Source organism: Caballeronia terrestris, assembly GCF_001544515.1.
Classification (GTDB): domain Bacteria; phylum Pseudomonadota; class Gammaproteobacteria; order Burkholderiales; family Burkholderiaceae; genus Caballeronia; species Caballeronia terrestris.
The window spans coordinates 30139-50964 of record NZ_FCOL02000004.1 but is presented as its reverse complement, the minus strand read 5'-3'; the positions used below and the strand labels follow the sequence as shown (position 1 = coordinate 50964).

Annotated in this window: 22 protein-coding genes; 15 read left to right on the top strand and 7 right to left on the bottom strand. The window is 63.8% G+C overall.

The window, feature by feature from the left end; genetic code table 11:
• Positions 1 to 12: 12 nt before the first annotated feature.
• From AWB67_RS39440 to AWB67_RS04820, 10 genes are all read left to right on the top strand, one after another.
• Positions 13 to 255 carry a hypothetical protein gene (locus tag AWB67_RS39440; protein ID WP_125477553.1) on the top strand — a complete coding sequence of 81 codons (243 nt, stop codon included), beginning with the start codon at positions 13 to 15 and terminating at the stop codon, positions 253 to 255.
• Between the two features lie 81 nt (positions 256 to 336).
• Positions 337 to 702 carry a hypothetical protein gene (locus AWB67_RS04855; protein WP_125477552.1) on the top strand — a complete coding sequence of 122 codons (366 nt, stop codon included), beginning with the start codon at positions 337 to 339 and terminating at the stop codon, positions 700 to 702.
• A gap of 167 nt (positions 703 to 869) precedes the next feature.
• The gene (locus AWB67_RS04850; RefSeq protein WP_087655113.1) at positions 870 to 1304 is read left to right on the top strand and encodes a hypothetical protein; all 435 of its coding nucleotides are present in this window, start codon (positions 870 to 872) and stop codon (positions 1302 to 1304) included.
• Positions 1297 to 2409: an AAA family ATPase gene (locus tag AWB67_RS04845; protein WP_125477551.1), complete on the top strand. Its 1113-nt coding sequence runs from the start codon at positions 1297 to 1299 to the stop codon at positions 2407 to 2409. Before AWB67_RS04850 ends, AWB67_RS04845 begins: the two co-directional genes overlap by 8 nt.
• Positions 2410 to 2675: 266 nt before the next feature.
• Positions 2676 to 3275: a hypothetical protein gene (locus AWB67_RS04840; RefSeq protein ID WP_087655111.1), complete on the top strand. Its 600-nt coding sequence runs from the start codon at positions 2676 to 2678 to the stop codon at positions 3273 to 3275.
• Between the two features lie 82 nt (positions 3276 to 3357).
• A complete protein-coding gene (locus tag AWB67_RS04835; RefSeq protein ID WP_125477550.1) occupies positions 3358 to 3666 on the top strand; it encodes a hypothetical protein in 309 nt (102 codons plus the stop codon).
• Positions 3663 to 4073, top strand: a complete 411-nt coding sequence (locus AWB67_RS04830) for a hypothetical protein (protein ID WP_087655109.1) — start codon at positions 3663 to 3665, stop codon at positions 4071 to 4073. Before AWB67_RS04835 ends, AWB67_RS04830 begins: the two co-directional genes overlap by 4 nt.
• Before the next feature lie 67 nt (positions 4074 to 4140).
• Positions 4141 to 4371, top strand: coding sequence for a hypothetical protein (locus AWB67_RS39435; RefSeq protein WP_125477549.1), 231 nt, complete (start codon positions 4141 to 4143; stop codon positions 4369 to 4371).
• A 364-nt stretch (positions 4372 to 4735) separates the two neighbouring features.
• Positions 4736 to 5365, top strand: coding sequence for an HK97 family phage prohead protease (locus AWB67_RS04825; RefSeq protein WP_087655108.1), 630 nt, complete (start codon positions 4736 to 4738; stop codon positions 5363 to 5365).
• 25 nt (positions 5366 to 5390) lie between these two features.
• Positions 5391 to 6569: a phage major capsid protein gene (locus tag AWB67_RS04820; RefSeq protein ID WP_087655107.1), complete on the top strand. Its 1179-nt coding sequence runs from the start codon at positions 5391 to 5393 to the stop codon at positions 6567 to 6569.
• Positions 6570 to 7292: 723 nt separating this feature from the next.
• Here the strand turns inward: AWB67_RS04820 and AWB67_RS04815 are convergent.
• The 4 genes from AWB67_RS04815 to AWB67_RS04800 form a co-directional block, all read right to left on the bottom strand.
• The gene (locus AWB67_RS04815; RefSeq protein ID WP_087655303.1) at positions 7293 to 8444 is read right to left on the bottom strand and encodes a porin; all 1152 of its coding nucleotides are present in this window, start codon (positions 8442 to 8444) and stop codon (positions 7293 to 7295) included.
• A 541-nt stretch (positions 8445 to 8985) separates the two neighbouring features.
• On the bottom strand, positions 8986 to 9765 hold the full coding sequence (locus tag AWB67_RS04810) for an ABC transporter ATP-binding protein (protein ID WP_087655106.1): 780 nt from the start codon (positions 9763 to 9765) through the stop codon (positions 8986 to 8988).
• Positions 9766 to 9781: 16 nt separating this feature from the next.
• A complete protein-coding gene (locus tag AWB67_RS04805) occupies positions 9782 to 10495 on the bottom strand; it encodes an ABC transporter permease (RefSeq protein WP_087655105.1) in 714 nt (237 codons plus the stop codon).
• 15 nt (positions 10496 to 10510) lie between these two features.
• Positions 10511 to 11197: an ABC transporter permease gene (locus AWB67_RS04800; protein ID WP_087655104.1), complete on the bottom strand. Its 687-nt coding sequence runs from the start codon at positions 11195 to 11197 to the stop codon at positions 10511 to 10513.
• Between the two features lie 361 nt (positions 11198 to 11558).
• On the opposite strand from AWB67_RS04800, the gene AWB67_RS04795 reads away from it, so the two are divergent.
• Positions 11559 to 12257, top strand: a complete 699-nt coding sequence (locus AWB67_RS04795) for a pirin family protein (RefSeq protein WP_087655103.1) — start codon at positions 11559 to 11561, stop codon at positions 12255 to 12257.
• A 128-nt stretch (positions 12258 to 12385) separates the two neighbouring features.
• Here AWB67_RS04795 and AWB67_RS04790 read toward each other — a convergent pair whose 3' ends face one another.
• Positions 12386 to 12958: a Spy/CpxP family protein refolding chaperone gene (locus tag AWB67_RS04790; protein ID WP_087655102.1), complete on the bottom strand. Its 573-nt coding sequence runs from the start codon at positions 12956 to 12958 to the stop codon at positions 12386 to 12388.
• Between the two features lie 231 nt (positions 12959 to 13189).
• On the opposite strand from AWB67_RS04790, the gene AWB67_RS04785 reads away from it, so the two are divergent.
• Both AWB67_RS04785 and AWB67_RS04780 read left to right on the top strand, forming a co-directional pair.
• Positions 13190 to 13912: a response regulator gene (locus AWB67_RS04785; protein ID WP_087655101.1), complete on the top strand. Its 723-nt coding sequence runs from the start codon at positions 13190 to 13192 to the stop codon at positions 13910 to 13912.
• Entirely contained in the window at positions 13896 to 15248 is a 1353-nt protein-coding gene (locus AWB67_RS04780; RefSeq protein WP_087655100.1) for an ATP-binding protein, read from the top strand. Before AWB67_RS04785 ends, AWB67_RS04780 begins: the two co-directional genes overlap by 17 nt.
• 10 nt (positions 15249 to 15258) lie before the next feature.
• Here AWB67_RS04780 and AWB67_RS04775 read toward each other — a convergent pair whose 3' ends face one another.
• Entirely contained in the window at positions 15259 to 15522 is a 264-nt protein-coding gene (locus AWB67_RS04775) for a double-stranded DNA-specific endonuclease (protein ID WP_087655099.1), read from the bottom strand.
• Positions 15523 to 15611: 89 nt separating this feature from the next.
• Complete coding sequence (locus tag AWB67_RS04770) at positions 15612 to 17297, bottom strand: sensor domain-containing diguanylate cyclase (protein WP_087655098.1); 1686 nt, start codon at positions 17295 to 17297, stop codon at positions 15612 to 15614.
• 397 nt (positions 17298 to 17694) lie between these two features.
• On the opposite strand from AWB67_RS04770, the gene AWB67_RS04765 reads away from it, so the two are divergent.
• Complete coding sequence (locus tag AWB67_RS04765) at positions 17695 to 19449, top strand: ABC transporter permease (RefSeq protein ID WP_087655097.1); 1755 nt, start codon at positions 17695 to 17697, stop codon at positions 19447 to 19449.
• A gap of 30 nt (positions 19450 to 19479) precedes the next feature.
• Entirely contained in the window at positions 19480 to 20814 is a 1335-nt protein-coding gene (locus tag AWB67_RS04760; protein ID WP_087655302.1) for an ABC transporter ATP-binding protein, read from the top strand.
• Positions 20815 to 20826: the final 12 nt, after the last annotated feature.

The window sequence follows — 20826 nt, the reverse complement described above, 5'->3', positions numbered from 1 at the left end:
ACGCAAATAAAAATGAATCTGCTGCCGCGGCTCGGCGTCGGGCAAAACTCACTTTCGGCCGTTTCGGTGCCCGCGAGCCCGAATCACGCAAAACCCGCAGACGCCCGTCTGGCGGGGTTTACAGCGCTCTCCCTGCTCACACCTACTCAAGACCATGCACGCGTGCTCAAGACCATGCACGCGACCTCATCAGCACTCTCAAACAATCAGACGCTGTCATCAGGCCAGGGTATTTTCCCTTCGCGCCAGTGCTGAAACAGCCGCCTGACCGCTTGAATCTGCCTGCTTTGTTGAGCATCCTAAGCCCAACAAATCTAGTTTTGATGAGGTGCAGAGATGAGCGAATCAACCAGTGAAGCGCTGAGCAAGCGTGGGCCAGGACGTCCCCGCAAGGTCGTCATGCCTGAGCCGCAACGAGCGGCCGCCGATAGAGATGAGCCGGACCCGCACACGGTGGTCGGCCGCCAGTTTTTCCTCAACCTGCTCGGCATCTCGCGCGCAACCTTCAACAAGCTAGCGAAGGAGGATCCGGAATTTCCGCCCTCGTTCCGCCTGCATGGCAACTATCGACACTGGCTGCGCCAGGATGCGATCGACTACGTGGTCAGGAAGGCGAGCCGCGCGAAGGAGGCGGCTGCAGCGAAGGCCGCGAAGGCGGCCAAAGCATCGAGGAAGGGCTCCAGCGGCGCAGCCGTAGGCTGACCGGGGGCCGACATGACATCGAGGGGAGAAAGGGCCCGCGCCGGGTACGCGCGGGCCGAGCGAGCATTCAAACATGGACTGCGCTTGACGAGGGCGCAGGCCAAGCATAGGTCTGCTCACGAAGCGACGCAAGCGCTACGTGCCGTCTGCGCGTCGGAGCGGCCATCATGAGCGCCGACGCCCTGCTGGATCGGCTCGACGGCGTGCGCCAGGTCGGTCCTGGTCGCTACGTAGCGAAGTGCCCGGCCCATGAGGATCGACGCGCCTCGCTGGCAATTACTGAAAAGCCAGACGGCGTGCTGCTGGTGCACTGCTTCGCTGGCTGTGCAGTGGCCGAGATCGTCGACGCGGTCGGCTTTAACGTCTCAAACTTGTTCCCGCCCCGCGAACCTGGTGAGCGCGGCCTGCTGCGCTCCGGTAAGCCGCAGCGGCGGCGCTGGAGTGCTTCACAGGTCTTGCCTGCGGTTTCGCTCGAATTGTTGGAAATCCTGATCGTTCTTCAGGCCGTGCTCAAGCGCGGCTCGGTGACGGTGAGCGAGCGCACACGGCTTGTCCGCTCAGTGGCACGTGTGCAGGCTGCGGAGGGCGCGACTCGTGACTAAGCCTGTCGCACCTCATCATGTACACCGGCGTATAGATCCCGCGCTGCTCGACGAAGTGGCAAACGATGCGCGCGGCAATGGGCGCGATGAGCATGACGACGCCGCAGCGAAGGTGCCGCTGAAGGCGACGCATGCCGACGACATCGGTCCAGACATGATGCCGCCGCCGCAGGTGGTCGAGGACATGCTCTGCGAAGGCGAGGTGTGTGTCTGGTTCGGTCCCTCGCAGGCAGGCAAAACCACGCTGATGGCGCAACTGTGCATGAGCGTGGCTCTCGGCATCGACTTCCTTGGCAAGCGCACGCGTCAGGGCGCAGTGGTGTACGTCGCCGCGGAAGTGCCCGGCAATGTGATGCGCCGGATTCGGGGAGCCAAGGAGCACTTCAACTACGTGCATATGCCGCTTACGGTGGTGCGCGAAGCCATCGACCTGTTCGAGGGCCTTGCCGATGTCGCGCGGCTCGTCGCATTCGTGCAGGCCTTCGCGGCGCAAAGCGGCGAACCGGTCAAGCTGATCGTGATCGACACGCTGGCGCGCTCCTGTGGCGATGCCGACGAGAACAGTACGCGCGACATGGGCATCGTGATGCGCAACCTGACCAACCTCGCCAATGCGACCGGCGCGTGCGTAGCAGTGGTCCATCACACCGGCAACGCAGATGCTAGTCGCTCGCGCGGATCGAGCGTGATCTACAGCAACGCTGATGTCGAGGTTTTGTGCGAGCACGACCGGCCGCAGGACTTGCGCCTCCTGACGATGAAAAAGCAACGCAACCTGGGCACCGACGGCATGAAGCTGGCAGCGCGCTTTGTGCGCGTGGATATCGGCGTCGATGAATGGCTCAAGCCGCTGACCGCCTCAGCAGTGGAACCAGCCGAAATGCCGGACGGCACGGCCGTGTGTAAGCGTCTGGGCGAAGTCGAGGGCGCAGTGATTGAGTTTCTGGCAGCGCACCGGGTCGGCATTAAGAAGCGCGACGTGGTGAAGCACTTCGAAGGAAGGTACGAGAAAGGCCCGGTCTACCGGGCGATGAAGACGCTGCACACCGCGCACGCGATCCACGAAGCGGCCGGCATGGTGTGCATCGCCGAGGCCGCGAAATAAACGGGGGCGTATCAAGGGGGGTCCCGAGTACCTTTGGGGTAAAAGGTACGCGAAGGAATTTCGCACGAGGTACGCGAAAGGTACGCCAAGGGAGGCCACTACATAAGGAAGGTACGCGAAAGGTACGCGAGGTACAAGGTACGCGGGGTACAGGTACAGGAGGTACACACACCTTTAATAGGTGTGTACCTCGTGTACCTACCCCCAGCCCCAGCGTGACGTACCTCGACTCGTTCAGTTTCTTACGGTCTTGAAAGGGAGGCGATATGTTGGACGATGGTCATGCACCGAGCTTCGCAGCGATTCCAACGCGCTATGCCGGGGTGAACTTCCGCTCACGACTCGAAGCACGATGGGCGGCATTCTTCGACCTCGCTGGCTGGCAATGGGTCTATGAGCCGCTCGACTGCAACGGCTGGCTGCCTGACTTCAGCATTGCTGCCCGGTGCGACGACGTGCCGGGCGGCGTGCTGCTGGTCGAAGTGAAGGCCACGCGGGAGGAAGCGCACCGCGCGAAAGCGAAGATCGACCGCGCCAATCAAGCGCATCGCGTGTTGGTCCTCAGTGCTGGGCCGTTCCGCGCCGCAGAGTGGTCGGGCGAATTCGACGACTACTTCGTCGACGATCCGGATTTCGCGATCGCCGGTTTGGTGCGCGACGGGGCGTTTAGCGAAGCTGGGCTCACCTGGGATTACGCGATCTTCCGGCCATCGAGTCTAGGCGTCGGCGTGCGCTGCATGTCGGGCTGGTGGGCGGATCTGATCACGGGCGAATACACCGGTAATGATCCGGCTGAGTTTCCGTGTCCGCTAGCGTTTCAGCACTGGCGCGAAGCGGGTAACCGCGTGCAATGGCAATCGAAATAGAGCCCAGGCGAAACCGGACCCGCAGAGCCGGGCCTTTGCGCCCGGTGCAGGCTCCGATCGTTAAAAAGGAGAGTGAAAAGCCATGAAACGAGGACACCCGGTCACGATGCCGCAGTTGCTGCTGCTCGCAGGCGTGTCAGCCCACGATCCGACCACGCCGCCCGCAGGCCGACGCAACGCCCAGCGCGTGCTCGATGTCCTGCTGAGCCTCGCCGCGTCGCACGGCTTCGTTGACTGTGACCGGCTGCGGACCCTGCTCCAGGTGCAGCAGCATGCTTCACCGGAAGCGACGCGGCTCGCTCATGCCGCGCTCGAATCGGTGCCCGGCGACGCGATCCAGGCGGCATTCGATCGAGCCGGGCTTTCCGGCCTCATCAGGAGAAGCGCATGACCCATCTCGATCAGTTCGCGCCCGCCGAACGCGACGCGCTCGCGGTGCTCGAACGGCTGCATGATGCGCTGCGCGAGGCGACCGGGACCAACCGGCGCTTTCGTGCAGGCAGCGCCGAAGAAATGCAGTGCTACTGCGCTACCGTGGCGCGTGCGATGGTCACGGTCGGAGGCAACCCGGATCTGCTTGCCGAGTTCGGACGGCAGCGCACGACAGCACTGAGCGTGACCGGGCCGCAGTGCCTACCGGGCGGCGTGCCGGAGGCGGACCTGCACGCGTTCTATCACGCTCCGAAGAACCTGCGCGCTGCTGGCCTGCTCGCGATCAAGGAAATCGCAGTCAACGTGCGGCAGTGGCGGGACGAGTGCGACGACATGCTCACAGCACGCGGCGCACCATTGCAATAAACCGGGCACTCACCGAAGGGTACCGGTCACCTTGCCAAGCGCAAGCGGGCGGCATAGTGTGCAGCACATGTCTCGTCGTGCTCAGACTCCCGCCGCCCGCGCATTCGACCGCCTCGCCGCTGACATCCTCGACGGCCTGGCGTTCTGGGTTGCACGCCATCCGGACTACGAGCTCTCGCACGACCGCGCGCATGCTGGTCCGCCATCGGTGCCGAGCCCTGAGCAGAAGCGCGCCAGGGAACGCGAGCGCAAGGCACGACAGCGCGAGCAGGCGCGACTGCAACGAAGCGAATCGTGACTGCGCCCGCTCGCCTGGGAACCGCTCGCGCACCTCGGTTGGTCTCTTACTACCTCCGAGCCCATGCGAGCCCGCGTTTCGCGTTTACCGCTTGCTGGAAACAGCATTCCTGATGCGCCGAGAGCGACGCCGCAGGGTCGGGTGCCAAGGGGCGGGTTGAAACTGGAACGCGCGGCCTGGAAACACCCCGAGTTCTCCTTTTCTTGCAGTTCCTCGGATTGTTCAACGGGGGTTTTGGGCCAGCCTTGACCGCACCCTCCCAGGCGGGGAACATTCAGCATAACGGACGAAGCATCCGCGACGCCCGCGACGCTGCAATAAATCAGTCCCGCGACAGGACCGATTCGGCAGGAGAGGTGAGGCGATGGAAAAGACATTCGAGCTTCAGGTGAAGTCGGCCGCCGCTGGCGAATTCGCAGGCTGGGCGGCGACCTATGAGCCGGACCTGGTCGGTGACCAGATTGAGCCGGGTGCCTTTGATCGCACCCTCGCGCACTGGCGCGGCAAGGGCTTCCTGCCGCCGCTGCTGTGGCATCACAAGACTGACGAGCCGGTCGGCGCGATCATCAAGCTGGAAGCGAACGACAAGGGGCTACACCTGCGCGGGCGGCTCGCCTCGCTCGGGCGTGGCCCCCAGGCGAAAGAACTGTTGCAGATGAACACGTTGCGCGGATTGAGCATCGGTTTCGTGCCGAAGCTGGAGCAGCTTGACCCAGCCACCGGCGTGAACCGGATCCGCGATCTCGACCTGTTCGAAGTCAGTCTGTGCAGCGTGCCTGCCAACAGCGGCGCGCTCATCACCGATATCACGAAGGGACTCACCAGCGAGCGCATCGCGGAGCAACGCCTACGGGACGTAGGCCTGAGCCGACGCGAGGCGCTCGCTTTTATTGCCACGCTCAAGGGACTCGAATCGCCGAGGGAGTCGGCGCCCGATGTTGCTGAGGTGCTGGCGTTGATCGCGAAGCCCGCAGGAACCACGCGCGCGACGTGATCGCCACCTCTCTCAGGAAATCATCATGGCTGAATTGATGGAACAAATTCAGGCCGCGCTCGAGCAACGCGACAGCACGGTCCAAGCAACGATCACGAAGGCGCTCACCGATATCGCGGCCTTGCGCGAGACGTCGGACAAGCACGGCGTCAACCTCATCGACCTGGCGCAGAAGCTGGCGGCCGGCGGCGGTGAATGGCGCACCGGCGCGGGCAACAGCGGGGCGGCCTCGTCGCTCGGTGCTCTGGTGGTCAAGAGCGACCTGCTGAACCGCTGGAAAACCGGCGACGCGCGCGTGGTGCGCGCTGATGTGCCGCTCGATTTGAAGGCGGCCATTCTCAGCAACGTCGGCAACCCAGCGACCGGCTTCCCGGTGCCGCCTGACATCCAGGTCGCGCCCTCGCTGCAGGTGCCGCGCTTCTGGCGCGCGCTCTGGTCGAGGCCGACGTCGTCCAACGCGATCGAGACCGTGACCTCCACGCCGGACGGCGCGACTGGAGCCGATGCCGTGAAGGAAGGCGATTTGAAGCCGGAGGCGGTGCTGACCTATGCACCGGCAACCGTGCCGATTGCGACAGTCGCGTACTGGGCGCTCGCCTCGCGGCAACTGACCGAGGACTCGGCAGGCTTTCAGCTGTTCCTGAACGGCGAGATGACGAACGGCTTGGACGCGAAGATTGACGATGAGGTCATCAACGGCTCGGGCGTCTCGCCGCACATGAATGGACTGGTCAGGCTCGCCACGCCGTTCACGCCAGGCGAGGGCGGCATCGGCTTTGATGCCCTGGTCACCGCGGTCGTCACGCTGCGCTCACAAGGTGCCAGCCGGGTCGTCATCGGCATCGGCGTCGCGGACTACCTGTCGACCATGCTGGTCAAGACCGCCGACGGCTCGTATGTGTTGAGTCCTGGCGTGGACCTGCTGGCAACCATCGGGGCCAGCATCGTGCCCTGCTCGGCGGTGCCTGCTGGCAACTTCGTTGCGGTGGCAACTCCGGAAGGCGCTTATATCGCATTGAGAAACGACGTCACGGTCGAGATCAGCCGCGAGGACCGCGACAATTTCATCAAAAATTTGGTCACAACGTTGGTCGAGAGCCGCCTCGCGGTGATCGTGCAACGTGCGTCGCTGTGCCTGTACGGTCCGCTTGCGGCGCCCATCGTGCCACTGACCAGCAGCCGGGCGTCCAAGTCGGGCGCCTGAGCAGTCTTGCCGTGCTGCGCGCGTTCTTGTCATGGCACGCGAGCAGCACGAACCCTGGGAGGCGCGACCCGGCAAGGATTCGCGCACGTTGGTTCTGCCACGGCCCCTCCGGGGCTTTTTTGACGCCCGCCTGGCTCACTCCCAGGGCGGGCGTTTTTTTGCGCTTGGGCGAAATGTGGGCTCAAATCTGAGCCGACGTGAACTAGGGAGAGTGCCGATTCCAGGCGCACACCGCGAGCCAGGAGCCGTTGCTGTGCGCTGGAGGGCTGCAACACAGGGGCACGCCTTGCCGAAGGCTCCTGGCACACAGCGGAGCCGATACCAGGGCCGGTATCAGGGCCAGGGGCCAGCGCTGGCCTCAATTACAATGGGTTTCCCGAGAAAAATCTTCTGGAATATTCCCACTAATCGAAGCGGGGGTAGAAGCGGGGGTTGACGCAGGCAATTTCCCTGAAAACCCCGCCCCGTAAGGGTTCGAGGCGATTTCTGTCTTTGCAGCAGCAAAGAAAGTGAGTCCCGCCCCGGACAGGGGCAGAGCAAATAGACCGATACCAAAGCAAGTTCCATCGGAGCACGAGCGCATCAAACGGTGTGGAACAACCCCCCGAAGCGCGAGCGAAAATAAAAAACGGTGCGATACCCTTTCGGGCACCGCACCGATACGCGCCTCTCGCAGCAGCGTGAAAACTCTCTCTTAAGCCTTTTCTGTGTCAGCCCCGTCGGTTAGAACGAGTGCTGGATACCTGCATACACGCCTGACTGGCTGTGGCCGGGCAACGGGTTGTCCGTCGATGCGGCGTTGCCGAAGTTGTTGGCGTTCAGACCGTAGTTGGCCGACTTGCTGTTCTGCACGGTCGCCACCTGAATGTCCAGCAGCGTGCGCTTCGACAGGTTGTACGAGCCACCGACCGTATAAAGCGTCGCATTGCCGGCGCCGTTGTTGGCGTTCGAGTGATAGACCGCGGCGATCAGCGCCGCTGCCGGCGTGGCTTGCCACGTCACACCACCCCATTCGTGATCGATCGTCGTCGGCTGGCCGGGCAACTGGCCCGTCATGCCCGACGAACGGATCGCCTGGTACGCGCCCTGGATCTTGAACTGGCCGAGGAATACGTTGAATGCCGCCGTGTATTCGCGCGAGAACCCGTAGACGCCGTTGCCGTTGGCCGTGCCGCCGTTCAGCGCATCGTAGGCTCCGCCGAGCGTGCCGTTGGCCGGGTTGCGGATTTCGTCGTACAGGCCGCGGATCTGGAAGAGCGCCGCCGTGTACGTCAGTTGCAGACCGCCTTCACGGCCTTGCGGCGTCGTGCCGTTACCGTTCCAGTTCGTCGCGTTCGACAGCGCGTACTGGCCGTAGACGTCAAAGCCGTAGAGCTTCGGCGACTGGTACGAAATGTTGTTGCTCGATTGCGGCCAGTTGCGGCCACGCACCAGCGACGCCGACGACCAATTCGACTGGCCGAACGGATCGAAGTCCCACACGCCGTTGGAGATGAACAGTTCACGGCCCAACAGCAGCGTACCGAACTGGTTGTTGGCGATACCGACCGTCGCCCAGCGATTGAAGATGCCGTTGTTGCCCGGGCCCTGACCCGTCATGGTGTTGAAGCTGCCTTCCAACTGGAACACGGCCTTGTAGCCGCCGCCCAGGTCTTCGACGCCCTTCAAGCCCCAGAGGCTCGTGCCCCAGTCGCCGCTTTCAGCGCGGAAACGGTGCGTGCTGCTGGTGGCCTGGCCGGCCGCGCCGACGCCTTGCGGCACGCCGGTCATGTATTCGAGCCCCGCGTCCAGGCGACCATACAGCGTCACGCTGCTTTGAGCGTGAGCCGCAACGCCGACCGTCAGCAGCGATGCCGCGAGCAAAGCTTTCTTCATCATCTCCTCCAACCCTGTCAAAAAAAGGAACCCCAAGTGCTGCCGTGTGGTTCGATGCCAGATGCGAGCGCATCCAACCGGAAATCGTTTTCAGAGGAAACACACGAAGGCCGGTATGCCGTGTCGCGCACCCGGGAAGGGCGAGGGCACGGTTGCCGGCCACTGGGTTCGGCGTCTCCTCAGTTCTTTTTGAAGTAAAACTACTTTTTGTGAACTTCGTTTTGGTACTTTGATTACTAATTTATCAAAATACGATTTGGGCGCCAAAGATATTTGCTGTTTCCCAGACATGTGTCTCAAAAATGCAATGCCGGTGTGCCCCGTGTGACACGCCTCATCGATCGGATGTTGCCTAAACCCTTACCGGATAAGCGTTTTATGAAGTTGTAAGCTTTAGGTCAAGGAATGACACTATTGACTAGCGACCGTTCGAGGGGTAATGCGCTCGAAGGGCCGAAAGCCATGCTGCGCGGCCCTTGCGGGCGCAAAAAAAGCGTCCCGCGGACGCTTTTGAGGTAACTCGACTACAAGAACTACAGGATCACTTCAGGCTGCCCGACAGGAACTGCCGCAACCGCTCGCTCTTCGGGTTGCCGAACACCTCGTGCGGGTGTCCTTCCTCCTCGATTTTCCCCTGATGCAGGAACACGACATGGTTCGACACGTTGCGCGCGAACGCCATTTCGTGCGTCACGACGATCATCGTGCGGCCTTCCTCCGCGAGCGTCTGCATCACCTTCAGCACTTCGCCGACAAGCTCCGGATCGAGCGCGGACGTCGGTTCGTCGAAGAGCATGACGTCGGGATGCATCGCCAGCGCCCGCGCGATCGCGACGCGCTGCTGCTGCCCGCCCGACAGATGCGACGGATACTGCTTCTCCACGCGAGGCGCGAGCCCGACTTTCTCCAGATACGTCCGCGCGCGGTCCTCGGCGTCCTTCTTAGACAGTCCGAGCACGTTCACCGGCGCTTCCATGACGTTCTCCAGCACGTTCAGGTGCGACCACAGGTTGAAGTGCTGGAATACCATCGAGAGCTTCGAGCGCACCTCGCGCAACTGCTTCTGGTCGGCGACCTTCAGCGCGCCCGTCTTGTCCTTGAGCGTGCGGACTTCCGCGCCGTCGACGAAGATGCGCCCCTGGTTCGGCTGCTCGAGGAAATTGATACAGCGCAGCATCGTGCTCTTGCCTGACCCCGACGAGCCGATGATGCTGATCACGTCGCCGGCCTTCGCCCTGAGCGACACACCTTTCAACACTTCGTTGCTGCCGTACTGCTTGTGGAGGTCGTCGACGAAAAGCTTTTGCATCTGGGAATTCATGTGCGGTCCTGGGAGACTATTTGCCCTGCGGCCGCAAATACGCGAGCCAGCGATACTCGGCGCGGCGGAACAGCCACACGAGCGCGAACGAAATGACGAGATAGAGCAGCGCGGCGATGCCGAACGCCTCGAACGACTTGTACGTCGCCGAATTCACGTCGCGCGCGATCTTGAGGATGTCGGGGACCGTCGCCGTGAACGCGACCGTGGTGGCGTGCAGCATCAGGATCACTTCGTTGCTGTAGTAAGGCAGTGCGCGCCGGAGCGCCGACGGCAAGATCACCCGCCGATACAGCGTGAACGACGACATCCCGTACGCGCGCGCCGCTTCGATCTCGCCGTAGGGCGTCGCCTTGATCGCGCCGGCGAAGATTTCGGTCGTGTAGGCGCAGGTGTTGAGCGTGAACGCGAGCAGCGTGCAATTCATGCCGTTGCGGAAGAACTGGTCGAGCAGCATGTGGTCGCGCACCACCTGCAGGCTGTAGAGCCCGGTGTAGCAGAGCAGCAGCTGCACATAGAGGGGCGTGCCGCGAAACACATATGTATACAGCCACACGCCGCGCGACAGCAGCCGGTTTTTCGAGACGCGCGCCACCGCGAGCGGTATCGAGAGACAGAACCCGAACGCGATCGACACGACCAGCAGCCACATCGTGATGGCGAGGCCGGTGATGCGGTAGCCGTCGGTGAAGAGGTAGTTCTTCCAGTATTCCTGGATGATTTCGAGCATGGGATCCGCCGCTTTTTATAGGTCTGCCTTGCGCACGCCGATCGAATAGCGGCGTTCCAGCCAGATCAGCACGAAATTCGAGACGGTCGTGATCACGAGATAGATCGCGCCCGCGAGCAGCGTGAAGAAGAAAAACCGCAGCGTGCCTTTGCCGGCGTCCTGCGAGGCCTTCACGACGTCGGCGAGACCGATGATCGACACGAGCGCCGTCGCCTTCACCATCACCTGCCAGTTGTTGCCGATGCCGGGCAGCGCGAAACGCATCATCTGCGGAAACATGATGCGCGAGAAGGTCTGCCACGGCGTCATGCCGTAGGCCGCGCCCGCTTCGAGCTGGCCGCGCGGCACGGAAAGGAACGCGCCGCGGAAGGTTTCGGTGAAATAGGCGCCGTAGATGAAGCCGAGCACGAGAATGCCGGCGAGAAACGGATCGATGTCGATCTGGTCCCAGCCGAGCAGGTCGGTGAGCTGATTCAGCCAGATCTGGATGCTGTAGAAGAGGAGAAGCATCAGCACGAGATCGGGGACGCCGCGGATCAGCGTTGTATACAGCGTGCCGATACCCGACGTGATGCGGTTCCTGGAAAGCTTCGCGCCCGCGCCGATCAGCCCGATCACGAAAGCAAAAACGAGCGACAGCACCGCCAGTTTGACGGTCTGCCAGGTGCCCGAGAGAATCAGCGGCCCGTAGCCTTGAAGCATGGTGATTCCTTGATGACGTGCGGTTTGGACCGCGGGGTTCCCGCCTGGTGGACGCTTCTACGCCGCGTGGGCCATTGGTGCTCCAACGGTCGGTATTCTAGGCGTCCAAAATTGGGGCACGGCGATTTTGCGACGGACTGCGAGCGCTTTCGCGCATCGATCGAACCCAGGCCAGACCCCGCCCGGCGGCCCCCGCCGGCGAAAAGCGCGGTATTTTACCCGAAGCCGTGCTCGGCGCCATCGAACCCGGATTCCTCCGATTACGCGCATTTTCAGGACGGTGTAGTGCCGCCGCGCCCGTTGTTCGGGAAGGCTCGCGCCCTTACATTGACTGCATCGCAAAACCAACCGGAGAAACGAAATGTTCGAGATTCGACGCGGCAACGAGCGCGGTCATGCCAACCACGGCTGGCTCGATTCCTGGCACAGCTTTTCGTTCGCGGAATACCACGATCCGGAGCACGTTCACTTCGGCGCGCTGCGCGTGATCAACGAGGATCGCGTCGCGGGCGGGCAGGGCTTCGGCACGCACGGCCATCGCGACATGGAAATCATCAGCTACGTGCTGGAAGGTGCGCTTGCGCACCGCGACAGCATGGGCAACGGCTCGACGATCCGCCCCGGCGACGTCCAGCGCATGAGCGCCGGCACCGGCGTGCGGCACAGCGAGTACAACGGTTCGCCGAGCGAGACCGCGCATTTCCTGCAGATCTGGATCATTCCGGACGCGCCGGGCGGCGCGCCGGGCTACGAGGAAAAACGTTTCGACGACGCCGAGAAGCGCGGTCACCTGCGTGTGATCGCATCGCCCTCGGGCCGCGACGGCGCGGTGAAGGTCGGCGCCGATGCCGAGATCTACGCGGGTCTTTTCAACGGCGACGAGCGCGCGGAGTTCGATGTGCCGGCCGGGCGGCGTGTGTATGTGCACGTGGCGCGCGGGTCGGTGTCGGTGAACGGCGAGGCGCTCAAGGCCGGCGACGCGGCGAAGCTGGAAGATGTGTCGAAGGTGACGATCGAGCGCGGTGACAACGCCGAGGTGCTGGTGTTCGATCTGGCTTGAGGTTCAGGCAGGCGCTCGCAGCAAGCAAAACGGCCCGTTCGGGCCGTTTTGCGTTGGAGAGCAGAATCAGCGAGGAGGACTCGTGCCGCCCGAGGCGCGAGTCCCGGTGCCTCTCCGGCCAGGCGTCCTTACGGTTTCACCGCCGACGCCGCGCCGTCAGCACCCGGCGCGCCATGCTTGCCCCAGCGCTCGTGGCGCTCATGCATCCGCGCGAAGTGCTTCTTCAACGCCGTGCTGACGGTGGTTTTCTGCTGATCGTTCAACGAGTTATAGAAGTTGAGCCACGCGGTGGCCGTCTGCTCCTTCAACTGCGCGTTCTGCGCGTCGATCTTCTGATGCGCCGCGTGCATCGCGTTCAGATCGAGGATCGGCTGCTGCTGCGCTGCTTCAAACTGTTGGCGCATCTGCTTGTGGCTCTCGCGCATGGCGGTATGGTTCTGCTTCATCGTGTCGAGCGCGGTCTGCCACAGCTTTTCCTGGTCGGCGTTGAGCTTCAGTTGGCCGTGCAGCTCGTTCAACTGCTTTTGCATGCGCATTTCCATGCGATGGCCGTCATGACCAGGACCGCCGGGGCCAGCCATCGCCATGCCGGGACCGCCGGGCGGCGAAGCGTCGGGAGCGGGCGTGGCGGCATTGGCGGCGCCGATGGTCATGGCGAGCGCGGCGGCGGTGATGGCGAGGATTCGGGTTTGCTTCAGCATCGTGGACTCCTGTTATTGATGGTCGAAGCCGAGCGGGCGTTGCCTGGGTCTCTTGGAACAAGTCTCACGCCTTCGGTGAACACAGCGTAGGGTTTCCTCACAAACGGCGTGTTACGGCAAACGGAATGCTTGTTACGCCGGTTTACGAGCCGCTTTCGCCGTAACACCCCGTAACCCTTTACGGCGCGTTCTTCGCGGATGCCGCGCGGGCCGCGCGTTAAACTTCCTGCCATGACTACACAAATCCTTGTCGTCGACGACGACGCAGAACTCCGCGATCTCCTGCGCGACTATCTGGTCCGGCAGGGGATCGAAGTGTCGGTGCTGCACGACGCCGGTTCGCTCGAACGGCGCATCGAGCGCGAGCGCCCCGATCTCATCGTGCTCGACCTGATGATGCCGGGCGTCGACGGCCTCACCGCGCTGCGCAAGCTGCGCGCGTCGGGCGACGACATCCCGGTCATCATGCTCACCGCGCGCGCGGACGACGTGGACCGCATCGTTGGTCTGGAACTTGGCGCCGACGACTACCTCGGCAAGCCGTTCAACCCGCGCGAACTGCTCGCGCGCGTGCAGGCGGTCCTGCGTCGACGGCGCACGATTCCGTCGGCGGCGCCCGAGCAGCGCGAGCCGTTCTCGTTCGGGCGCTTCAAGCTCGATTTCCAGTCGCGCACGTTGCAGCAGGACGGCAAGCCGATCACGCTGTCCGGCAGCGAATTCGCGTTGCTGAAGATTTTCGTCAACAACCCGATGCGCACGCTCACGCGTGAACGCCTGCTGGAACTGCTGCACGGCCCGGAATACGACGGCACTGACCGCGGCATCGACGTGCAGGTGTGGCGCCTGCGCCGCATCCTCGAAACTGATCCGTCCGCGCCGCGCTTCATCCAGACCGTGCGCGGCCGCGGCTACGTGTTCGTCCCCGACGGCGAGCAAAATGCGCCGGCCCATTGATTCGCTGTTCGGCCGGCTCGTCGTCCTCGTCATCGGCGTGCTGGTCCTGTCGCATGTCGCGTGGTTCGCGGTCATTCGCGTCGAGCGCGACAACAATCAGACGCGCTATGCCGTCGAAGAGGCCACGTTCCTCGTCGATGCCGTGCGCCAGCACATCGCCAATTCGCCGAATCAGCCGCTGCCGTCGCGCGTGCGTGTCGTCCCGCCGACCGATCCCGACGTGCCGAAGGCGAAGCCCGCCACGGCAGACGACGACGTCCCGCCGCCGCTCGGCCGCTTTCTCGACGACATCCGCGATCGTTTCCCCGACGGCACCGAAGTGCGCCTGGGCGAACCCGGCGCGCCGCCGAGCATCTGGGTGAAGGGCCTGAAGGACGCCGACTGGATCGTAGTTCCTGTGCAGCCGCTGCGTCCGCCGCGTTCGCGCGACCGAATGCTGGTGTGGCTCGCGATCATTTTCAGCACGGCCGTGATGGCTGCGCTCCTCGCCGCGTGGCAGTTGCAGCAGCCGCTGCGTTCGCTCGCGCAGGCGGTCGGGCGCTTCGGCCGCGGCCAGCCGACGCCGCCCGTGCCCGAACGCGGTCCGCGCGAGCTGCGGCAACTGACGCACGGTTTCAACCAGATGGTGCGTGAAGTCTCGCAGACGGAAAACGATCGCGCGGTGATGCTGGCGGGCGTCGCGCACGACCTGAAGACGCCGCTCGCGCGCCTGCGGCTGCGTGCCGAGATGATGGATGACGCGAAAACGCGCGACGGCGTGGTGCGCGACGTCGATTCGATGGCGCATATCGTCGACCAGTTTCTGGTGTTCGCGCACGATCGCGCGGACGGCAGCGAGCCGATCGAAGTGGACCAGCAGTGCGAGAAGATCGCGCGCACATATCGCGCGGTGGCGCCGGGCGCGCAGCCGATCCAGACGCGCCTGCTCGCGGGCCCGAGCTTCGTGCTGCCCGCCGCCACGCTCGACCGCGTGCTTTCGAATCTGCTCGACAACGCGCACGCCTACGGCGCGCCGCCGATCGTCATCGAGACCTCACGTGGCGTAAATGGCTGGGTGCTGAGAGTGGCGGATCACGGCGGCGGCATTGCGCCGGACGATCTGATCAAGGCGAGCCGGCCGTTCGTGCGGCTTGATCCGGCGCGCGGCGGCAGCGGTCATAGCGGCCTCGGCCTCGCGATCGTCGAGCGATTGGCGCGGCGCGCCGGTGGCGAGTGCGAGATCGGCAACCACGAGGGCGGCGGCCTGCAGGTGGTGATGACGTTTCCGTTCGATGTCGCGACGCGTCCCGCCGAGGTGCGCCGCGCGGGATCGCACCGCGAAGAGCGGGCGATCTGAGCGAACTTTCTTAGTCGAAGAGCGTTTCGAGCGCGGAGGCGGCTTCGCTGTCGACGGTGTTGTAGGTGACCGTCTGCGCCTCGAAGATGTAATGCGTCGTGTACTTGCCGAGCCGCTCCAGGATCTCCTCCTGGATCACTTCCGGCGCGACGTCGATTTTCAGGAACCATGTGGTCGATGAAAGTCGGGTCTGGAACGAGCCGTATTCGGCGAGCAGGAGGTCGAAAGCTTCAGCGTCCTGATCGCGGCAGACGATGACCAGATTTCCCTTCATGCAAACCTCCTGAGGACAGCGGCGTCGATAATCGAATATCGATGATACCTGCTGTGCTCAAGCGTTGCTGCGGTGCATTGCAAAGGCAATCACTTTCCCGTCAGCGAGTTCTCTGGCCGGCGCGCGGACGGCGCCGTATCGGCGGCGCGCACTTCGCTACGGTCGCGTCCGCGCGATTTCGCTTCGTAGAGCGCGAGGTCCGCGCGGCTCAAAATCCACTCGGTGGCGTCGCCCTCGGCCAGTTCCGTAATGCCGATGCTCACCGTCAGCGAGGCATCCTCCGGCAGATGCGCGCAGTGCTCATGGTGAAAGCGCTTGCGCAGCCGCTCGAGCACGGCCTGCGCGTCGGCGAGCGCCGTCTGCGGCAGGAGCAGCCCGAATTCCTCGCCGCCGAGCCGGCCGATCGCATCGCTCGGACGCAGTTGGGCGCGGCACACTTCGACGAAATGCTCGAGCGCCCGGTCGCCCGACGCGTGGCCGAAACGGTCGTTGATCTGCTTGAAGTAGTCAAGATCCGCGATCGCGACCGAGAGCGGCGTACCCGACGCGCGTGCGAGTTCGACCTCGTGGCGCAACGTGTCGAGGAAATAGCGGCGCGAGAGGGCGCCTGTCAACGCGTCGTGGCGCGCTTCCGCCGAGAGCAGGGTATTGGCGGCCTGCAACTGCTCGGCGAGATCGCGGGTTGCGCGGTGCAGGCGCCGCTCGCGCGAATACGACGTCGCGATCACCGTCACGAGCGCGACGATGCCGAGCATCGTAAGAAACACGAGAATGCGGTCGCGGCTGTGGTTGCGCGTGAGGTCCGGCCAGTTCGTGAGCGGATGCACGATGTGCGCCGAAAGCCCGGAGTTCAGGCCGGTGCGCTCGTCGTAGAGCGAGGGCAAGGTGCTGCCGTTGGCGGCGTAGAACGTATCGGCGACGGCGAGCGGCAGCCATTTTTCCGTCTCACGGATCTGCGCGCCGATGCGTGCGACGCGCAGTTGGGGAAACGCTTCGCGCCGGTAATGATCGACGCGTTCGGCGAGCGTCATGCGCGCGACTGGCGCATTCGGCATCGCTTCGTATTCGAGCCGGCCGTCGTGCGCCATCACGACGACGCCGTTCTCGTCGGTCACGAACGTGCCCGCGCGCGACACCCAGTGCCGCAGCCGGTCGATGCTCACCTTCGCGATCACCGCGCCGACGAGAAAGCCGTCGTCGTAGACAGGCGCCGCGATGAAAATACCCGGCTCGCCGGAAAGCCGCCCGACGCCGTACATTTCGATGAAGCCGCCGAGCAGCGCGCGTGCCACGTAGCCGCGGCCGCTCATGTCGAAGCCGATGAAGCTGGTTTCGTCAGTAGCGTTGCTGGATGCGACACAGAGGCCCTGATCGTTGACGAGCCAGACGGAATCGAGGCCGGAAAAGCCCTGTGCGTCGTGCAGGAAATTATTGACCTTGACGAGCTCGGGGCGCGCCATCCAGTCGGCGCGGCGCTCGGATTCTGTCGCCGGCGGCTTCGAGGCATAATGCCGCGATTCCACGAGGGCGTGCTGCATCAGGTCCATCTGGGCGAGCGTGGCGGGAATGGCGCGCGACATCGCCAGGTCGCTCGCGATGATCTGCGCCATGTTGTCGACGATCGACGCCGCCATCTGGCGCTCCGCGCGTACCGTGGCGGACATTTCTTGTTGTACCATTCGGTCCGACAGCGCGCCGGCAAAAACCCAGCACGCGCATGCGAGCAACGCGAGGCCGAGCGTCGCGGTCACATGGTGCAAGGTTGTCTTGTTCATCGATCCTCTAGTCGCGAAGGGCGCATCGGCCGGACAATTCTTCTTTTAGCCGACAAGCCACGATTGGACGATGTTTTTGGCCCGCTATCAAGCATCTTGTCGGTTGATACGACGCGCACCGAACAAAATACCGGGTTTGTCCGCGACTGAAAGCCGGTTTTCGTGATCGGTGGCGCATCGGCGGAATACGTCGCCGGGGATGGCGCCTTACGCCATGATCCTCGCCTGGCGCTTCATTTTGCATCGCATGTGCCGATGAGCAACAGTCGAAGATGGCCTCCGCGGTTGTGCCTGTCATGCAGCTTGGTGTAGTGTCGGCCGGTTCTGCACGGCAAACGCGAAAACGCACGCTGGCAGCCATACGCGGAAAGCAACAAGCCTCACGGGGAGGGCCTCTATGGATTTTGGTTTCAATCTGAATCGCATGGCGAACGCGTCGGCGTGGCGGCTCCTGCCCAATCGCTGGGATTTCGTCGCGTTCCCGATGATCATCTGCATCATCGCGCTCGCCGCCGTCGGTTTCCACGAGACGATGGCGCCGATCTCCACGCTGCAAAGCCAGGCAATTTCGCTCGATCCGTCGAATCTGCCGGAATACGCGCTGCGCACGACGCTGCGGATGCTCGCGGCGATGGTCGCGTCGCTGATATTTACGCTCGTCTACGGCACGCTCGCGGCGAAGAGCCGGCGCGCGTCGGTCGTGCTCGTGCCGATTCTCGACATCCTGCAGTCGGTGCCGGTGCTCGGCTACATCTCGTTTACGGTCACTTTCTTTCTCGCGCTGTTTCCTGGCCGCGTGATCGGCGCCGAGTGCGCGGCGATCTTCGCGATCTTCACGAGCCAGGCGTGGAACATGACGTTCAGCTTCTATCAGTCGCTGCGCACGGTGCCGCGCGACCTCGACGAAGTCTCGCGCGGCTTTCACCTGACCAACTGGCAGCGCTTCTGGAAACTCGAAGTGCCGTTTTCGATGCCGGGCCTCATCTGGAACATGATGATGTCGATGTCGGGCGGCTGGTTTTTCGTGGTCGCCTCGGAAGCGATCACGGTCGGCAATCGCACCATCGTGCTGCCGGGTATCGGCGCATATCTCGCGGCGGCCATCGGCGAGCGCAACCTGGGCGCGATCGGCTGGGTGATCCTGACGATGACCGTCGTGATCCTCGCCTACGACCAGTTGATGTTCCGTCCGCTCGTCGCGTGGGCGGACAAGTTCCGCATGGAGACGACGAGTTCGGGCAACGCGCCGGAATCGTGGCTGCTCGACCTGATCCGCCGCACGCGCCTAATCCACCGGCTGCTCGTGCCGGCCGGCTGGCTCTTCGCGAAGGCCGCGCGGGCTCCGATCAAGCTGCCGCCGCTGCAAGGCGTCGTGCGCATTCCGCTGCCCAAAGGCACGACGCCCGGGCGTGCCGGCGACATCGCGTGGGCGGCCGTGATTCTGATCGTGACGGCGCTCGTTGTCTGGAAGGTGACGGCGTTCGTCATGACCGGCGTCACCTGGCACGAAGTCGGGCATGTGTTCGTGCTCGGGCTCATCACGCTCCTGCGTGTGATCGTGCTGATCGCGATCGCCTCGGTGATCTGGGTGCCGGTCGGCGTCCTGATCGGACTGCGTCCGGCGCTCGCGGAGAAGCTTCAGCCGGTCGCGCAGTTCCTCGCCGCGTTCCCGGCGAACCTGCTGTTTCCGGTGTTCGTCGTCGTGATCGTGAAGTTTCACCTGAACCCGGACATCTGGCTTTCGCCGCTGATCGTGCTCGGAACGCAGTGGTATATCCTTTTCAACGTGATCGCGGGCGCGACGTCTTATCCGAACGATTACCGCGAGGCCGCGGCCAATTTCCAGATCAAGGGCTGGCAGTGGTGGCGCCAGGCGATGCTGCCGGGCATCCTGCCGTACTACATCACCGGCGCGATTACGGCCTCGGGCGGCGCGTGGAACGCGAGCATCGTGGCCGAAGCAGTGTCGTGGGGCAATACGAAGCTCGTCGCGCACGGCCTCGGCGCCTATATCGCCGAGACGACCGCCGCCGGCGACTATCCGAAGATCATTCTAGGCATCGCCGTGATGTCGCTCTTTGTCACGCTGTTCAACCGACTGCTGTGGCGCCCCCTGTACGCGTACGCCGAAGCGAAGCTCCGGCTGGATTGAGGACGAGTTCCGATGCAGAACGTCAAGAATATGCAAACGCCGGTGCAGCAGGGCACCGCCACGTCGACCACGCCGCCGCGTTTAGGCGAAGAGATCCTGCGCGTTGACAGCGTCAGCCGCGGCTTCAACAAGACCCAGGGCGAACTGCTCGTGCTCGACGACGCGAACCTGTCGCTGCGCGAAGGCGAGATCGTCGGCTTGCTGGGGCGCTCGGGGTCGGGCAAGTCCACGTTGTTGCGGATCATCGCCGGGCTGATCGAGCCGACGGGCGGGGAAGTCACCTATCTCGGTCAGCCATTGCGCGGGCCGGCCAAGGGCGTCGCGATGGTGTTCCAGACCTTCGCGCTCTTTCCGTGGCTGACCGTGCTGCAGAACGTGGAGGCCGGGCTCGAGGCGCAGGGTGTCGGCGCGCGCGAGCGGCGCGAGCGCGCGCTCGCGGCGATCGATTTGATCGGTCTCGACGGCTTCGAGAACGCGTATCCGCGCGAGTTGTCGGGCGGCATGCGCCAGCGCGTGGGTTTTGCGCGCGCGCTCGTGGTCGACCCGACGCTTTTGCTGATGGACGAGCCGTTCTCCGCGCTCGACGTGCTGACCGCCGAAAACCTGCGCACCGACCTGCTCGATCTCTGGACGCAGGGCCGCATGCCGATCAAGTCGGTGCTGATCGTCACGCACAACATCGAGGAAGCGGTGTTCATGTGCGACCGGATTCTGGTGCTGTCGTCGAATCCGGGTCGCGTGATGGCCGAGATCAAGGTGCCGTTCAAGCATCCGCGCAACCGGCTCGACCCGGCGTTCCGGCGTCTCGTCGACGATATTTACGCGAAGATGACCGCGCGCAAGCTCGGCGAGGCGACGAAGAAGGGGCTGGAGCTGGGAAGCTGGCTGCCGAACGTATCGACGAACCTGATGGCGGGTCTGATCGAAACGCTCGCCGCCGACCCGTACCACGGCCGCGCCGACATGCCGGAAATCGCGCGTTCGCTGCATCTGGAAGTGGACGATCTGTTTCCGGTCGCCGAAGTGCTGCAGTACCTCGGTTTCGCGGATGTGCGCGAGGGCGATATTTTCCTGACGCCGCCCGCGCGCGTGTTCGCGGAGTTCGGCACGCAGGAGCGCAAGATGATGTTCGCCGAGCACTTGCTGCGGCATATTCCACTGGCTGCGCGGATCCGGAAGGTGCTGAACGAGCGGCCGGGGCATCGCGCGCCGCGCGTACGCTTCGAGCAGGAGCTGGAGGATTTCCTCTCCGATAAAGCCGCGGAGGAAACGCTCGATGCGGTGATTACGTGGGGGCGTTACGGCGAGATTTTTTCGTATAACGATCAGACGGAGATGTTGAGTCTGGAGGACGTGGAATCCTGATTCGGTCGCACA

Bases quoted from the DNA above. Each gene is read 5' to 3' on its own strand.
- AWB67_RS39440 (WP_125477553.1), top strand. From the start codon at position 13: ATGAATCTGCTGCCGCGGCTCGGCGTCGGGCAAAACTCACTTTCGGCC.
- AWB67_RS04855 (WP_125477552.1), top strand. From the start codon at position 337: ATGAGCGAATCAACCAGTGAAGCGCTGAGCAAGCGTGGGCCAGGACGT.
- AWB67_RS04850 (WP_087655113.1), top strand. From the start codon at position 870: ATGAGCGCCGACGCCCTGCTGGATCGGCTCGACGGCGTGCGCCAGGTC.
- AWB67_RS04840 (WP_087655111.1), top strand. From the start codon at position 2,676: ATGTTGGACGATGGTCATGCACCGAGCTTCGCAGCGATTCCAACGCGC.
- AWB67_RS04835 (WP_125477550.1), top strand. From the start codon at position 3,358: ATGAAACGAGGACACCCGGTCACGATGCCGCAGTTGCTGCTGCTCGCA.
- AWB67_RS04830 (WP_087655109.1), top strand. From the start codon at position 3,663: ATGACCCATCTCGATCAGTTCGCGCCCGCCGAACGCGACGCGCTCGCG.
- AWB67_RS39435 (WP_125477549.1), top strand. From the start codon at position 4,141: ATGTCTCGTCGTGCTCAGACTCCCGCCGCCCGCGCATTCGACCGCCTC.
- AWB67_RS04825 (WP_087655108.1), top strand. From the start codon at position 4,736: ATGGAAAAGACATTCGAGCTTCAGGTGAAGTCGGCCGCCGCTGGCGAA.
- AWB67_RS04820 (WP_087655107.1), top strand. From the start codon at position 5,391: ATGGCTGAATTGATGGAACAAATTCAGGCCGCGCTCGAGCAACGCGAC.
- AWB67_RS04815 (WP_087655303.1), bottom strand. From the start codon at position 8,444: ATGAAGAAAGCTTTGCTCGCGGCATCGCTGCTGACGGTCGGCGTTGCG.
- AWB67_RS04810 (WP_087655106.1), bottom strand. From the start codon at position 9,765: ATGAATTCCCAGATGCAAAAGCTTTTCGTCGACGACCTCCACAAGCAG.
- AWB67_RS04805 (WP_087655105.1), bottom strand. From the start codon at position 10,495: ATGCTCGAAATCATCCAGGAATACTGGAAGAACTACCTCTTCACCGAC.
- AWB67_RS04800 (WP_087655104.1), bottom strand. From the start codon at position 11,197: ATGCTTCAAGGCTACGGGCCGCTGATTCTCTCGGGCACCTGGCAGACC.
- AWB67_RS04795 (WP_087655103.1), top strand. From the start codon at position 11,559: ATGTTCGAGATTCGACGCGGCAACGAGCGCGGTCATGCCAACCACGGC.
- AWB67_RS04790 (WP_087655102.1), bottom strand. From the start codon at position 12,958: ATGCTGAAGCAAACCCGAATCCTCGCCATCACCGCCGCCGCGCTCGCC.
- AWB67_RS04785 (WP_087655101.1), top strand. From the start codon at position 13,190: ATGACTACACAAATCCTTGTCGTCGACGACGACGCAGAACTCCGCGAT.
- AWB67_RS04780 (WP_087655100.1), top strand. From the start codon at position 13,896: ATGCGCCGGCCCATTGATTCGCTGTTCGGCCGGCTCGTCGTCCTCGTC.
- AWB67_RS04775 (WP_087655099.1), bottom strand. From the start codon at position 15,522: ATGAAGGGAAATCTGGTCATCGTCTGCCGCGATCAGGACGCTGAAGCT.
- AWB67_RS04770 (WP_087655098.1), bottom strand. From the start codon at position 17,297: ATGAACAAGACAACCTTGCACCATGTGACCGCGACGCTCGGCCTCGCG.
- AWB67_RS04765 (WP_087655097.1), top strand. From the start codon at position 17,695: ATGGATTTTGGTTTCAATCTGAATCGCATGGCGAACGCGTCGGCGTGG.
- AWB67_RS04760 (WP_087655302.1), top strand. From the start codon at position 19,480: ATGCAAACGCCGGTGCAGCAGGGCACCGCCACGTCGACCACGCCGCCG.